Genomic DNA, 13,137 nt, shown 5'->3' on the forward strand with positions numbered 1-13,137 from the left:
CAAAGCGACTCAAAAATGACGCCGGCGTCACGAATTAAGTCGGGCTGACTCCGTGTTGCTTTGAAATTCATGGTATCTGACGCGGGCCGTACCCTTGCGGCGGCCGGGAGGCGGCTGGCATGAGCGCTTCAGAGTCCGACTACGGCGACGCCACGCTGTGCCCGGTTGCGCACTCGACCGGCCTCGTGGGCGATCGCTGGTCGATTCTGATCGTCCGCGAACTGCTGATGGGCCAGAGCCGTTTCCAGGATCTCCAGGCGCAGACGGGCGCGTCCAGCCAGATGCTCGCCGCCCGGCTCAAGCGCCTTGAGGCCAACGGCGTGGTGGAGCGCCGCGCCTATTCGCAGCGTCCGCCGCGGTACGAATATCAACTGACCACGAAGGGCCGCGGGCTGATGCCGGTGATCCTGGCGCTGCGGACCTGGGGCGAGCAGTGGTGCAAGCCGGTGGCCGGTGGTCCGGCGACCCAGATGTTCCACCGCACATGTGGAACCGAGTTGGAGCTGAGCGGCCGCTGCCCGGCCTGCATGGTCCTGGTCGACTGGCCTGACATGCGCGGCCAGCCCAGCGAGGCCTGGGCCGAAGAGCGCCGCCGCCGCGCCGCCGATTTCGCCGAGCAGCGTAAAGCCTAGGCGCCAAGTCCGTCAGGCGTCGCTCCCCATCCCAGGAGGGGAGAGGGGAGTTGATCAAAGGCCTAGCCTTATGCGTGCGGATGGGCCTTGGCGTAGGCGCTGAGCAGGGACGCCGCATCGACCTCGGTGTAGCGCTGCGTCGTCGACAGCGAGGCGTGGCCCAGCAGTTCCTGGATCGAGCGCAGGTCCGCCCCCGCTCCCAGCAGGTGGGTGGCGAAAGAATGGCGCAGGGCGTGCGGCGTGGCGCTGTCGGGCAGGCCCAGGCGCCCGCGCAGGATCTGCACCGTGGCCTGCACGTGACGCGGGCTCAAGGGACCGCCGCGCTTGGCGCGAAACAGCGGCGCATCGGGACCGAGCACGAAGGGCAGGTCGGCCAGATAGGCGTCGATCGCCTCGCGCACCGCCGGCAGCACCGGCACGATCCGGGTCTTGCCGCCCTTGCCGAGGATCCGCAGCGTCTCAGGGACCGGCGCGTCGGAGCGCTTCAGCGACAGCGCCTCGGAGATCCGCAGGCCGCAGCCATAGAGCAGGGTCAGCACCGCCTGGTCGCGGCTGACTTCCCAGTCGTCGCGGTCGGGGTCGAAGGCGGGCTCGGCGATCATGCCGACGGCCTGGTCCTCGCTGACCGGGCGCGGCGCGGAGGGAACGACGCGCGGGCCGCGCACCAGGGCGATGGCGGCGTTGGGGGTGTCCAGCCGGCGGTCGAGGAAGCGGTGGAAGGTGCGGATCGCCGACAGCGATTGCGAGAGCGAGCGTGGCGACAGCGGATGGTCGCCCTGGCGCAGGTGCGCCAGCCAGGCGCGGATCTCGCTGGCGGCCAGGGACCCCATGTCGGAGAGGCTGAGCGCCTCGCCGCGATGGCGTTCCAGAAAGCTGATGTAGCGGCCGCCGGCGAAGGCGTAGGCCTCGACCGTGCGGGGCGAGGCGCGGCGTTCCTTGGCCAGGTGCTCCAGCCATTGGGCGAGAGCCTGGCGGGCGGAGGTCACAGGACCGGCCACCGCTCCGCAGTCCGCTCGACCACGCGGGCGAGGAAGGCGACCAGCTCGGCGCCCATGTCTTCGGTGAAGCCGTGCTCGTCGGCCGAGCCGAAGGCCAGCAGGCCCTCGCGCGAAGGCTCCCAGATCGCCATGCGGACCATGGCCATCGAGCGGATCTGCGGCGCGCGATCGCCGAACAGGCCCAGCGCCACCGGCTCGAAGCCCATCAGCGCCACGCGGTCATGGCCGATGATCATGTCGATCTGGCCGTCGACCAGCATCCGCCAGCCGGCCGGGGTGCGTTCGGGGCCTTCCAGGGCGACCACGCCGCTGATCAGGCCGAACCGCAGTTGGGCCAGTTCGTCGACCCGGCGGGCCAGATCGGCGTGGTTGCGCGATTCCAGCATGTCCACGACCGCGCCGTGGGTCTGGGCCTGGGCGGCGAAGTTGGCGCGGGCGGTGGCTTCCAGATGCTTGCGGGCGCTCGACTCGCGCTTGTGGGCTTCATGCACCCGGGCCAGGGCCGCGGGGCCGAAGTCGATCACATTGGCGGCGTCTTCGCGCAGGCCAAGCTCGGCCAGCAGCGCGTTGTCGCCGCGCAGGAAATCAGGATTGTCGGACAGGAAGCGGCGAACCTCGCGGGGCTCAAGACCGTGTTCCTTCGCCTTCGCCCCGCCTTCCATATGCCGCCCCCAGCGTTCTACAGGATGGACTGGCCCGTCTTGGCCCAGTCGCTCAGGAACTGTTCAAGACCCTTTTCGGTTAACGGGTGCTTGAAGAGGTCGGCGAAGACCGTGGGCGGAATGGTCGCGCAGTCGGCGCCGGCCAGGGCTGCGGCGGTGACATGGGCGGGCGTGCGGATCGACGCGGCCAGGATCTCGGTGTCGAAGCCGTAGTTGTCGTAGATCGCCCGGATCTCGGAGATCAGCTCCATGCCGTCGGCGCCGTAGTCGTCCAGGCGGCCGATGAACGGCGAGATGTAGCTGGCGCCGGCCTTGGCGGCGAGCAGGGCCTGGGCGGCCGAGAAGCACAGCGTGACGTTGGTCTGGATGCCCTGCACCGCGAACTCGGCGGTGGCGATCAGGCCGTTGCGGGTCAGCGGCAGTTTCACGACGACGTTCGAGGCGATCGCGGCCAGCTTGGCGCCCTCGGCCAGCATGCCCTCGACCTCGGTGGCGGCGACCTCGGCGCTCACCGGGCCCTCGACGAGCTCGCAAATCTCGGCGATGACCTCCAGCATGGGCCGCCCGGACTTGGCGATCAGCGTCGGGTTGGTGGTCACCCCGTCCACCAGGCCGGTGGCGGTGAGCTCCTTGAGCAGGCCAATGTCGGTGGTGTCGAGGAAGAGCTGCATGGGTGACCTTCTAGCGCGGGGTTTCGCGCGCTCTTTACCGGTTGCAGCCCCCTCGGACCAGCCTATGTGGACGGGGCCATGAGCCGCATCGCCTCCGTCCTTCTTCCCATGCCCCTGCCCGAGGCGTTCGACTACGCCGAGCCGGAAGGCATGGAGCTCGTGGTCGGCGACCAGGTGGCCGCGCCGCTGGGGCCGCGCCTGCTGCGCGGCGTCGTCGTCGCCCTGCGCGAGGGCGCCGGCGGCAATCGGCCGCTCAAGCCCCTCGACAGCAAGCTCGACTCCCCGCCGCTGCCGCCCGGCGCGATCGAGTTCGTGCAGTGGGCGGCCCGCTATTCCGTCGATGCGCCGGGCCAGCCGCTGGCCATCGCCATCCGCGGCGCCCGCGCGCCCAAGGCCAAGCCCGAACGCGTGCTGGAGGCCACCGGCGTCCTGCCGGCCCGCTCGACCCCGGCCCGGCTCAAGGTGCTGGAGGCCGCCGCGAGCGGTCCGCAGGCGCCCGCCGATCTCGCCCGCGCCGCCGGCGTCTCGGCCGGGGTCGTCAAGGGCCTGGTCGACGAGGGGGCGCTGGCCCTGCGGCTGATCGAGGCCGAGGCCGGTTTTCCCGAGCCCGACCTCGCCCGCGCCGGCCACGACCTGAACCCCAGCCAAGCCGCCGCCGCCGAGGCGCTGAAGGCCATGGTCGCCGAGGGCGGCTTCAACGTCGCCCTGCTCGACGGCGTCACCGGCTCGGGCAAGACCGAGGTCTATCTGGAGGCGGTCGCCGCCGCCCTGGCCCGCGACCCCGCCGCCCAGGTGCTGGTCATGCTGCCGGAGATCGCCCTGACCCAGGCGGTGATCGCCAGGTTCGTGGAACGCTTCGGCGTGAAACCTGCCGAATGGCACTCCGACGTCGCCCCGCCGATGCGCCGCAGGACCTGGGACGCGGTCGCCACCGGCCGCGCCCGCATCGTCATCGGCGCCCGCTCTGCCCTGTTCCTGCCGTTCACCCGGCTGTCGCTGATCGTCGTCGATGAGGAGCACGACGGCTCCTACAAGCAGGACGAAGGCTTCATCTACCAGGCCCGCGACCTCTCGGTGATGCGCGGCAAGATCGAGGGCGCGGGCGTGATCCTGGCCTCGGCCACGCCGTCGCTGGAGAGCCTGCGCAACGCCGAGACCGGCCGCTATCGCTGGCTGAAGCTGACCAGCCGCCACGGGACGGCGCGCCTGCCCGACATCACCCTCATCGATCTCAAGGCGACGCCGCCGCCGCCGGGGCGCTGGCTCTCGCCGCCGCTGGTCGACGCGATGGGCGAGACCCTGGCCGCCGGCGAGCAGACCCTGCTGTTCCTCAACCGCCGCGGCTACGCCCCGCTGGTGCTCTGCAAGGCCTGCGGCGAGAAGCTGACCTCGCCCGACACCGACTCATGGCTGGTCGAGCACCGCTACTCCGGCCGCCTGGTTTGCCACCTCACCGGCTTCTCGATGCCCAAGCCCGACAAGTGTCCGCACTGCGGGGCCAAGGACAGCCTGACCTCGATCGGCCCGGGCGTGGAGCGGGTGGAGGAGGAGGCCCGCCACCTGTTCCCGGATGCGCGTATCGCGGTGTTCTCGTCCGACACGGTGTGGGACGCCAAGGAGGCCCGCCGCCTGGTCGACTCCATGGCGCAGGGCGAGATCGACATCCTGGTCGCCACCCAGGCCGCCGCCAAGGGCCACAACTTCCCGAAGCTGACCCTGGTGGGCGTGGTCGACGCCGACCTCGGCCTGCGCGGCGGGGATCTGCGCGCCGCCGAGCGCACCTATCAGCTGCTGGCCCAGGCCACCGGGCGGGCCGGGCGCCGCGACCGCCCCGGCCGCGCGCTGCTGCAGACCTATGCGCCCGAGCACTCGGTGATGCAGGCGCTCAAGGCCCAGGACCGCGACGCCTTCGTCGAGGCCGAGATGGCCGAGCGTGAGATCATGAAGCTGCCGCCGTTCGGGCGGCTGGGGGCGATCGTGGTCTCGGGCCCAGACGCCGCCGCCCTGGAGGCCTTCGCGCGCGAGATGGCCAAGGTCGCGCCCAACGCCGAAGGCGTCGAGGTCTACGGCCCCGCCGACGCGCCGCTCAGCCTCGTGCGCGGCCGGCGGCGCAAGCGGTTCCTGGTCCGGGCCGACCGCAATGTCGACCTCTCGGCCTACCTCGCCACCTGGCGTGCGCGCGTGCGGCCGCCCGGCGCGATCCGGATCGCCATCGACGTCGATCCGTACAGTTTTCTCTAGAGCCGCCGAGTTCCTCCCCCGCCGGAGCGGGGGAGGAGACAGCGCCTAGTGCTTGGTCGCGTCCTGGCCCAGGGCATCGCGCTTCTTGGCCGCGTTTCGGCTCCACATGTTCAGCCCCTCGACCAGGGCCGAGAACGCCATCGCCGCGTAGATGTAGCCCTTCGGCACATGCACGCCGAAGCCGTCGGCGATCAGCACCGTGCCGATCATCAGCAGGAAGCCCAGGGCCAGCATCACCACGGTCGGGTTGTTGTTGATGAAGTTGGCCAGCGGGTCGGCGGCCAGCAGCATCACGGTCACGGCCACGACCACCGCGATCACCATCACCGGCAGATGCTCGGTCATACCCACGGCGGTCAGGATCGAGTCGATCGAGAACACCAGGTCCAGCATGATGATCTGGATGATGGCGGCGCCGAAGTTCTTGGCGACCGCCTTCTTGCTGTCGAACACGTCGTCGTTCGGGGTCGGGTCGACGGTGTGGTGGATTTCGGTCGTCGCCTTCCAGACCAGGAACAGGCCGCCGGCGATCAGGATCAGGTCGCGCCACGAGAACGCCAGCTCCCAGGCGGGCGTACCGTGCTCGTCCAGCGGCCCGGTCCAGGGCAGCTCGAACACCGGCGCGGTCAGGCCGACAATGAAGGCGAGGGTGGAGAGCAGCACCAGGCGCATGATCAGGGCCAGGCTGATGCCGATGCGGCGGGCCTTGGTGCGGTGTTCGGGAGGGAGTTTGTTCGAGAGGATGGAAATGAAGATGAGGTTGTCGATGCCTAGGACCACCTCCATGACGATGAGCGTGATCAGCGCCGCCCACACGGCCGGATCAGCAGCTAGGGTCATAAGGGTATCCATCGAGGTCCTCTCGGTTGTTTGAAGAATCTATCGAGCCAACCGCGTCAGATAAGGTGGAGTTTCAGCGCCGCAAGCGGGTCATGGTCTCAACAAAGCTCGATTTCAGCCGCGCGAGCGCCTCAGGCGACTCCGACTGCCCCGCCCACACCACGCCGTAGTTCAGCGCGCCGTTGATCATCACGGCCAACGCCTCGTCCTCGCCCTCGAGGCTGCCCTCGGCGACCGCCGCCTTCACGCCCTCGATCAGCAGGCCAAAACCGTGGCGCCGGTCCATCTCGTTCCAGGCCTCCCAGCCCAGCACGCTGGGGGCGTCCAGGATCAGGATTCGGCGCACGTCCGGCGCGGCCATGAAGTCGAGAAAGCCCAGGCATCCGGCGACCAGCCCGTCGAAGGCCGTACCCTGCGCCTCGGCGTCGGTCTCGATCACCTGCTCTGCCTCGCCGTGCAGCTCCTCGCAGACCTGGGCGAACAACGCCTGCTTGTCGGCGAAGTGGTGATAGAGCGCCCCGCGCGTCACGCCCGCCGCCGCCAGGATCGCCTCGGTGCCCGTCGCCGCATAGCCCTGCGTGGCGAACAGTTCGCGCGCCGCCACGACCAGCCGCGCCCGCGTGGCCGTCGCCTTCTGCGCCTTCACGCCCATGAGACATTTCCCGTTTGACATACAGACTGTCTGTATCTTAACTCGCCATCCAGACTGATCAAGGGACAAGCGCCATGAAGTTCGTCGATCGCTATCCGATCATCGTCACGCCGAAGCTGCGCGAATGCCGCGACTTCTGGGTCGCGCGCCTGGGCTTCGAGGTCGCCTTCGAGGCCGACTGGTTCATCCTGCTGGCCGCCGACGGCGCCACCCTGGCCTTCATGCACCCTGACCACCCCTCCAGCCCGCCGGGGCCGGAGGTGTTCTCGGGTCGGGGCATGTGCTTCGAGCTTCAGGTCGAGGATGCGACCCTGGCCTATGAGGAGTGCCGCGGCCGGGGGCTGCAGGTCGTCTACGCCCTGGCCCAGGAGCCGTTCGGCCAGCTGCGCTTCGGCTTCTTCGACCCCTCCGGCCTCTGGGTCGATGTGGTCGAGCAGGTCGAGCCGGCCGAGGGGTTCTGGGACCGCTACATGACGGCGGCCGCGCTCTAGGGTGTCATCCCGGTTTCGGCGTAGCCGAAGACCGGGACCCATTCGCGTCTGTGTTTCAGAACGGAGCGCCGCGTCGAATCCTGCGCCATCGGGTGTTCATGGGGCCCGGTCTTGCTGCGCAAACCGGGATGACGCCTCGGAGATCCTCCCTGGGGGAGCAGTGGCCCACCCGTAACCGAATGGTGAGGCTTGCCCGCCTAAGCTCCCCGCCGGGGCTCGCCTGGTGCGCGAATTGCACTCGCCCCAAAAGCGTGCGCCGAGAACGGCGCCGGAACGGGACGAAGCCGCCATGAACGACGCCGCGAACATCCGCCAGCTCACCTCCCTGCGGTTCTTCGCCGCCTTCTGGGTCGTGCTGTTCCACTATTGGCCGAAGCTCGACATCGACGCGGCGATCCCGCTCTTCGTCCAGAAAGGCTACCTGGGGGTGGAGCTGTTCTTCATCCTCTCGGGCTTCATCCTCTGTCATGTCTACCGGACCAGCCTGGAGGAGGGGCGTTTCCGCTACGGCGCGTTCCTCTGGAACCGGTTGGCGCGGGTCTATCCGCTGCACCTGGCGACCTTGATCGGCATGATCGTCCTGGCCCTTGGGGCGCAGGCGGCCGGGTTCGGCATCGACTCAAACATTCTCTCCTGGGAATCGCTGCCGGCGAACTTGCTGCTGGTTCAGGCGTGGGGGTTGGCGCCGCAGGCCGCCTTCAACCATCCCTCATGGTCGATCTCGGCCGAGTGGTTCGCCTATCTCTCGTTCCCGCTGTTCGCCTGGGCGGCCCTGGCGTTGAAGAACCGTCCGCTGCTGGCGCTTGGCCTGGCGGTGGTTTTCCTCGCCAGCCTCTATGCGGTCTTCCAGCATCTGGCCGGCTTCCCGCTCACCCAGGCGACCATTCAGTGGGGCGCTCTGCGCATCGTTCCGTGCTTCGCCCTGGGCTGCGCCCTGCACGCGCTCTGGCGCGCTCGACCCTCGCAGAATCGGGCGGGCGCCCTGGTCGGGGCCGGCGTTTCGACCCTCGCGGTGCTCATTTTTGCGGCGATCGCCGCCCCAGATGCCGTAATCGTGACCGCGCTGGGCGCCATGATCTTCTTCCTGGCGCGCATGGCGCAAACAGGATCTGAAACATTTGGTAACGCACAGCTCGTTTATTTGGGTGAGATCAGCTACTCGGTCTACATGGTTTGCGTGCCATGGAAGATTGTATTCGTGAACGCGGCGTCCAAAGTATTTGAGCTTAGTGACGAGCGCCTGCCCCTTTGGCTGTGGTTAGTTTTCCTGGGCGGGGTCGTTCCACTGGCCGCGGCTTCGTATCATCTTATCGAAAAGCCGGCTCGGACCCACATGAAGCTGTGGGCGGATGCGTGGGAGGCTAAGCGACCTTCCACCGCAGGCGCGTAAAGACTCTTTTCATCGCGCCATGAGATGGTTACCCCTTACGCCGTACTGCGTGGGGGAGTTCCCGTAACATGCTAAAACGACCGAGGGCCGTAATTGGATCCCTGGCCGCCGCGGCGGTTATGTTTTTCGCGCCGATCTCGGGCGCGATGGCCGACACCTATTGGCAGTGCGTCCCGTTCGCGCGGCTGATCTCGGGCGTTCAGATCTATGGCGACGCCTGGACCTGGTGGCGCCAGGCCGTCGGCAAGTACGAAACTGGCTTCAGCCCCAAGGCGGGCGCCGTGCTGTGCTTCAAGCCTACCGGCAAGATGCGCCTCGGCCACGTCGCGGTGGTCAGCCAGGTGCTCACCGACCGCGTCATTCAGATCACCCACGCCAACTGGTCGCGCATCGGCGGCACCCGAGGGCAGATCGAAAAGGACGTCACCGTCATCGACGTCTCGCCTGCCGGCGACTGGTCGCAGGTCAAGGTCTGGTACGATCCGGTGCGTGATCTCGGCTCGTCGACCTACCCGACCCACGGCTTCATCTACCAGGACGCCAACGCCCTGCGCATGGCCAGCAACGGCCTGAACGGCGCCCAGAGCGCGGTGATCGCCGTGGCCCAGGGCGCGGCCAGCCAGGTCGCCTCGGTCGTCCGTCCGGGCGCAGGCCCGCTCCAGATGCTGAGCCAGGCCGCCGACTCCACCGACCGTATCGCCGCCCTCATCCAGGCCGCGACCCAGCGGAACGCCCCGACCGAGTCCAACTGACCGGCCGGGCGTTGACGCCCACCTCTTGACGTCTCAGATGGGGCTCCATCCCTCGCGGAGAGCTCCACCTGCTTCGCCGCACCGGCCGGGGCCTTGCGCCCGAAACCGTCGGGGAGGGCCGGCGTCCTGACGAGGACACCATCTGGTGGTCTTTCTGCCGCCGACGCTGGTCGCATCCATCTACGGCATGAACTTCGATGTGATGCCCGAATTACACTGGATACTCGGGTATCCATTGGCGCTTCTGCTTATGGTTATCACGGGAGTTACCCCGTTTATCTGGTTCAAGCGCAAAGGCTGGCTGTAGATCGCCGACCGGCGTTAGATGTCGCCACAGCGAAGTCATAATTGTGCAACCGTTCCTTAAGCGCGATGTCTCATTTTGCAGACTTCCGTTGTTACTCCGGTTTGCATGTCTGCTGTCGCCAACCTTCATCGGCCGTTGGAGCCCCAGGCGCTTAGGCGCGTCCTGGAAGACCATCGCCGCTACCTCGCCCACCGGACCGGCGGGCGGCGGGCGAACCTGGCCTATGCGGACCTGTCCGGCCTCAAGCTCGCGGGACTGGACCTCACCGACGCCGACCTGACCGGCGCCCGGCTCTCGGGCGCGATGCTGGCCGGCGTGAAGCTCGACCGCGCCATCCTGTTCGGCGCCGACCTGCGGGACGCCGACCTGCGGCGGGCAAGCCTCTCCAAGGCCGACCTGCGCGGGGCCTCGCTGCGGGGGGCGAACCTGGCCGGCGCCAACCTCGCCGGCTGCGACCTGCGCGAGGGTCGCATCGCCCTGCAGGACCGCACCGAGGGCTTCCGCTTTCTCGACCACGCCGGCGGCCCGGGCGAACTGAACTTCGCCGATCTCACCGGCGCCGACCTCACCGGCGCCCAGATGACCGGAGCCTCGGCTCTGGCCACCGACTTCACCGACGCCAACCTGACCGACGCCCAACTGGGCGGGGCGCGCCTGATCAAGGCCAAGCTCGATGGAGCCAACCTGACCGGGGCCCAGGTGGCGGGGGCCGACCTCTCCGGCGCCTCGCTGCGGCGCGCCATTCTCATTCGCGTCGACTTCAGCTTCGCGACCGTCGAGGGGGCCGACCTGTCGGACGTGCTGCGCGCGCCGCCCGCGGTCTTCTATGTCGATGAACTGCCCCTGGCCGAGGTGTTGGCGGCGCACGAGACCTATTGCAACAGCGCCGGCCGCGCCGGCGTCGCGGCCCGGCTCTGCGCCGTCGACTTCCGCCCGGTGGTCTCGCTCAAGCGCCGCAAGCTCAGCGGGCTCGTCGCGCCGGGCTCGGTGCTGTTTGGCATGGATCTCGAGGGGGTCGAACTGCAGGGCGCCGATCTTTCCCGCTGCGACCTGCGGGGCGCCAACCTGCGGATGGCCGACCTGCGCGGCGCACGGCTGATCGACGCCCAACTGACCCGGGCCGACATGCGCGGCGCCATGCTGGGCCCGCTGGAGATCGGCCAGGGCCGGTTCGTGCGCACCGACCTCTCCCGGGCCAATCTGCGCCTCACCGACCTGCGCCGGGCCTTCGCCCTGCGCGCCCGCTTCCTGGAAGCCGACCTCTCGGACGCCAAGCTCGACGGCTGCGTGCTGACCGAGGCGGAGATCGAGGCTTAGGGCCTCCTCCCCCATCAATGGGGGAGGAAAGCCAAGCCTACATCCCGTGCTTCAGCGGCTGCAGCCCCTGCCACTCCGGCTCGCGCTTCTCGGACTTGGCGCTGAACGCCTCGGCCATGTGCGGGCCTGAGAACATCCCGGTCTGCCAGACGGCGATGTAGTCCAGCCCGTCCTTGATCGTGTGGTCGCGGGCGTAGTTGATCATCACCTTCGACCCGGTCACCGCCAGCGGGGCCTTGCTGGCGATCTCGTGGGCCGTGGCCAGGGCGTGGGCGACGCATTCCTCGTGGGTCGGCAGCACCTCGTTGACCCAGCCGATCTCCTTGGCCTTGGCGGCGGGCATGCGGCGGCCGGTATAGGCCATCTCGCGCACCCAGCCCTCGGGGATCAGCTTGCAGAGCCGCGGGAAGGTCCCGACGTCGGCGGTCATGCCGATGTTGATCTCCTGGATGCAGAAGAAGGCGTCGGCGCTGGCGTAGCGGATGTCGCAGGCGCTGGTCATGTCGACCGCCCCGCCGATGCAGCCGCCCTGGATGGCGACGATCACCGGGATGCGCGCGTCGTCCAGGCAGCCGAAGCAGTCCTGCAGCCAGAGGATATGGTGACGCTGCTGCTCGGCGTTGAGGTGGCGGTCCTGGACCTGGTTCTGCGAGGTCGAGCCTCCGCCGCCGAACACCGCCAGGTCCATGCCGGCGCTGAAGTGCCGGCCGGTCGAGGAGATCACGATCGCCCGGGCGCGGGCGTTGTGGTCGATGTCCTTCACGATGACCGGCAGCTCGTTCCAGAACTCGCGGATCATCGAGTTCATCGCCTCGGGGCGCTTGAGCTGAATGTGCGCGACGTGGCCGTCCAGGGTCACGTCGAAGCAGGTCCAGGCCTGCGAGAAGGCGTCGGCCATATGGGCGTCTCCTTATGAATGATGCAAAGGCTGCATCATTGCCGGATGACGCCGGGGAATGGGAGGCGTTTAGCCGTAGCGCATCTTGCCCAGGGCGCCGGCGACGTCGCGCAGGAGCTCCGAGGGCTTGAGGCCGGCCTTCCATTTCTCGAAGGCCATCACGTTCTCGATGCGGGCGTCGACGAACTCGGCCGCCGCGTCGCGGCCCGACGACAGCCGTATGGCCAGGGCGCTCGACAGGATGCCCGAGAGGATGGCGCGCTTGGAGTAGTGGTTCTCGTCGGTGGCGGTGTCGCCGGCCCAGCGCCACAGCTGGTCGGCGCTGTCCCACAGCAGGCGCAGCGCAAGCGGCAGGTGCATCGGCAACGCCAGGAAACCTGCCCATCGCCGGACGGCGGCCTCGTCCTGGGCCGCGATGTCGATCCGGGTCATCGCCGCGGTGCGGATGCGCTCGCGGATCTTCAGGCCCGTCGGGTCGGGCAGGGCGGCCAGGGTCAGGGCGTCGTGTCGCTTGCTGAGCAAGGCGGCGAGGTCGCGCGGACCGTGCGGCAGCAGCAGTTCGACGTCCGCGGCCGACAGCCCCGCGGCGGCGCCGGCGGCCTTCACCGTGGGCCACGTCCAGCCGCGATCGGCTGCAATCTGCAAGGCGGCGTCGAGAACCTGCCGTTCGGCGTCCTGCGCCCAGTCGTCTACATTGGCCATGGGCGCATCTTAGCGGGCGATTTTCGGCCTGTCCGCCGTGGACATCGCCTGCGGGTTCTGCTATCTCGCCGCGCTCAACCCGGAGGGCCTTCGCTCGACGGGTCGCAAAGCTTTTGTCCGTTCGCCGCCGCCTGATGTCAGGAAGGCCGAGCGGGAACGGGTGATAGGAGAGAGACCTCTGGTTCAGATTTTCGTCCGCGACAACAACGTCGATCAGGCCCTCAAGGCGCTGAAGAAGAAGATGCAGCGCGAGGGCTCGTTCCGCGAAATGAAGCGGCACGTGCACTATGAAAAGCCGAGCGAGAAGCGCGCTCGCCAAAAGGCCGAAGCCGTGCGCCGCGCGCGCAAGCTGGCCCGCAAGCGCGCTCAACGCGAAGGCCTGATCGCCGCGCCGAAGAAGCCGAGTCGGTAGAAATTAAGGCCTTGAGCCTGATGTGGGGGGCCGCGCGGGTGACTGCGCGGCCCTTTGCATGTCCGGATGCAGCGCGTTCACCGAACCGCGATGTTCGGTCGCGCGGCATGAGCCTTGCTAGTCCGCAGGGCCAGACCCACCTATTGTGGGCTTTGAGAGACACTTTTCGCGA

At 68.6% G+C, this 13,137-nt stretch carries 14 protein-coding genes and 1 pseudogene; 8 read left to right on the plus strand and 7 right to left on the minus strand.

The annotated features are described in order from the left end of the window. Positions 1-119 precede the first annotated feature (119 nt). On the plus strand, positions 120-632 hold the full coding sequence (locus ASC79_RS08340; protein ID WP_056027000.1) for a helix-turn-helix domain-containing protein: 513 nt from the start codon (positions 120-122) through the stop codon (positions 630-632). Between the two features lie 68 nt (positions 633-700). On the opposite strand, the gene ASC79_RS08345 is transcribed toward ASC79_RS08340, so the two are convergent. From ASC79_RS08345 to fsa, 3 genes are read right to left on the minus strand one after another with little or no spacing between them, the layout of a single operon-like run. After that, a complete protein-coding gene (locus ASC79_RS08345) occupies positions 701-1,618 on the minus strand; it encodes a tyrosine recombinase XerC (RefSeq protein WP_369817345.1) in 918 nt (305 codons plus the stop codon). After that, the gene (locus ASC79_RS08350; RefSeq protein ID WP_056027005.1) at positions 1,615-2,292 is read right to left on the minus strand and encodes a DUF484 family protein; all 678 of its coding nucleotides are present in this window, start codon (positions 2,290-2,292) and stop codon (positions 1,615-1,617) included. Before ASC79_RS08350 ends, ASC79_RS08345 begins: the two co-directional genes overlap by 4 nt. A gap of 17 nt (positions 2,293-2,309) precedes the next feature. Beyond that, complete coding sequence (gene fsa, locus ASC79_RS08355) at positions 2,310-2,963, minus strand: fructose-6-phosphate aldolase (RefSeq protein WP_056027011.1); 654 nt, start codon at positions 2,961-2,963, stop codon at positions 2,310-2,312. 78 nt (positions 2,964-3,041) lie between these two features. Here fsa and ASC79_RS08360 point away from each other — a divergent pair, with 78 nt between their 5' ends. Next, the gene (locus tag ASC79_RS08360) at positions 3,042-5,204 is read left to right on the plus strand and encodes a primosomal protein N' (protein WP_056027014.1); all 2,163 of its coding nucleotides are present in this window, start codon (positions 3,042-3,044) and stop codon (positions 5,202-5,204) included. A 45-nt stretch (positions 5,205-5,249) separates the two neighbouring features. On the opposite strand, the gene ASC79_RS08365 is transcribed toward ASC79_RS08360, so the two are convergent. Together ASC79_RS08365 and ASC79_RS08370 are read right to left on the minus strand one after the other, a co-directional pair. Beyond that, positions 5,250-6,056 (minus strand): TerC family protein, encoded by an 807-nt coding sequence (locus ASC79_RS08365; protein ID WP_056027017.1) that lies wholly within the window; start codon positions 6,054-6,056, stop codon positions 5,250-5,252. Positions 6,057-6,117: 61 nt separating this feature from the next. After that, positions 6,118-6,696, minus strand: a complete 579-nt coding sequence (locus tag ASC79_RS08370; protein WP_056027019.1) for a TetR/AcrR family transcriptional regulator — start codon at positions 6,694-6,696, stop codon at positions 6,118-6,120. 74 nt (positions 6,697-6,770) lie between these two features. Here ASC79_RS08370 and ASC79_RS08375 point away from each other — a divergent pair, with 74 nt between their 5' ends. The 5 genes and pseudogenes from ASC79_RS08375 (at position 6,771) to ASC79_RS08390 (ending at position 10,953) form a co-directional block, all read left to right on the plus strand. Next, entirely contained in the window at positions 6,771-7,187 is a 417-nt protein-coding gene (locus ASC79_RS08375; RefSeq protein ID WP_056027022.1) for a VOC family protein, read from the plus strand. Between the two features lie 289 nt (positions 7,188-7,476). After that, positions 7,477-8,577: an acyltransferase gene (locus ASC79_RS08380; protein ID WP_056027025.1), complete on the plus strand. Its 1,101-nt coding sequence runs from the start codon at positions 7,477-7,479 to the stop codon at positions 8,575-8,577. A 68-nt stretch (positions 8,578-8,645) separates the two neighbouring features. Next, positions 8,646-9,329, plus strand: coding sequence for a CHAP domain-containing protein (locus ASC79_RS08385; protein ID WP_056027028.1), 684 nt, complete (start codon positions 8,646-8,648; stop codon positions 9,327-9,329). Between the two features lie 145 nt (positions 9,330-9,474). Further along, positions 9,475-9,636, plus strand: a pseudogene (locus ASC79_RS20735) (CorA family divalent cation transporter); the annotation flags it as partial. Between the two features lie 105 nt (positions 9,637-9,741). After that, positions 9,742-10,953, plus strand: a complete 1,212-nt coding sequence (locus tag ASC79_RS08390; RefSeq protein WP_056027031.1) for a pentapeptide repeat-containing protein — start codon at positions 9,742-9,744, stop codon at positions 10,951-10,953. A 37-nt stretch (positions 10,954-10,990) separates the two neighbouring features. Here ASC79_RS08390 and ASC79_RS08395 read toward each other — a convergent pair whose 3' ends face one another. Further along, positions 10,991-11,851: a crotonase/enoyl-CoA hydratase family protein gene (locus ASC79_RS08395; RefSeq protein WP_056027034.1), complete on the minus strand. Its 861-nt coding sequence runs from the start codon at positions 11,849-11,851 to the stop codon at positions 10,991-10,993. A 69-nt stretch (positions 11,852-11,920) separates the two neighbouring features. After that, the gene (locus ASC79_RS08400) at positions 11,921-12,553 is read right to left on the minus strand and encodes a COQ9 family protein (RefSeq protein WP_056027037.1); all 633 of its coding nucleotides are present in this window, start codon (positions 12,551-12,553) and stop codon (positions 11,921-11,923) included. Between the two features lie 178 nt (positions 12,554-12,731). Here ASC79_RS08400 and rpsU point away from each other — a divergent pair, with 178 nt between their 5' ends. Next, positions 12,732-12,965 (plus strand): 30S ribosomal protein S21, encoded by a 234-nt coding sequence (gene rpsU, locus ASC79_RS08405; protein ID WP_111275467.1) that lies wholly within the window; start codon positions 12,732-12,734, stop codon positions 12,963-12,965. Positions 12,966-13,137: the final 172 nt, after the last annotated feature.

Origin of the sequence: Phenylobacterium sp. Root1290 (assembly GCF_001425305.1) — a bacterium.
Lineage (GTDB): Bacteria > Pseudomonadota > Alphaproteobacteria > Caulobacterales > Caulobacteraceae > Phenylobacterium.

What these genes read in the sequence shown, in the direction of transcription:
- ASC79_RS08360 (WP_056027014.1), top strand. Translation starts at nt 3,042, where the DNA reads ATGAGCCGCATCGCCTCCGTCCTTCTTCCCATGCCCCTGCCCGAGGCG.
- ASC79_RS08365 (WP_056027017.1), bottom strand. Translation starts at nt 6,056, where the DNA reads ATGGATACCCTTATGACCCTAGCTGCTGATCCGGCCGTGTGGGCGGCG.
- ASC79_RS08395 (WP_056027034.1), bottom strand. Translation starts at nt 11,851, where the DNA reads ATGGCCGACGCCTTCTCGCAGGCCTGGACCTGCTTCGACGTGACCCTG.
- ASC79_RS08375 (WP_056027022.1), top strand. Translation starts at nt 6,771, where the DNA reads ATGAAGTTCGTCGATCGCTATCCGATCATCGTCACGCCGAAGCTGCGC.
- ASC79_RS08370 (WP_056027019.1), bottom strand. Translation starts at nt 6,696, where the DNA reads ATGGGCGTGAAGGCGCAGAAGGCGACGGCCACGCGGGCGCGGCTGGTC.
- ASC79_RS08350 (WP_056027005.1), bottom strand. Translation starts at nt 2,292, where the DNA reads ATGGAAGGCGGGGCGAAGGCGAAGGAACACGGTCTTGAGCCCCGCGAG.
- fsa (WP_056027011.1), bottom strand. Translation starts at nt 2,963, where the DNA reads ATGCAGCTCTTCCTCGACACCACCGACATTGGCCTGCTCAAGGAGCTC.
- ASC79_RS08400 (WP_056027037.1), bottom strand. Translation starts at nt 12,553, where the DNA reads ATGGCCAATGTAGACGACTGGGCGCAGGACGCCGAACGGCAGGTTCTC.
- ASC79_RS08390 (WP_056027031.1), top strand. Translation starts at nt 9,742, where the DNA reads ATGTCTGCTGTCGCCAACCTTCATCGGCCGTTGGAGCCCCAGGCGCTT.
- ASC79_RS08380 (WP_056027025.1), top strand. Translation starts at nt 7,477, where the DNA reads ATGAACGACGCCGCGAACATCCGCCAGCTCACCTCCCTGCGGTTCTTC.
- ASC79_RS08385 (WP_056027028.1), top strand. Translation starts at nt 8,646, where the DNA reads ATGCTAAAACGACCGAGGGCCGTAATTGGATCCCTGGCCGCCGCGGCG.
- ASC79_RS08340 (WP_056027000.1), top strand. Translation starts at nt 120, where the DNA reads ATGAGCGCTTCAGAGTCCGACTACGGCGACGCCACGCTGTGCCCGGTT.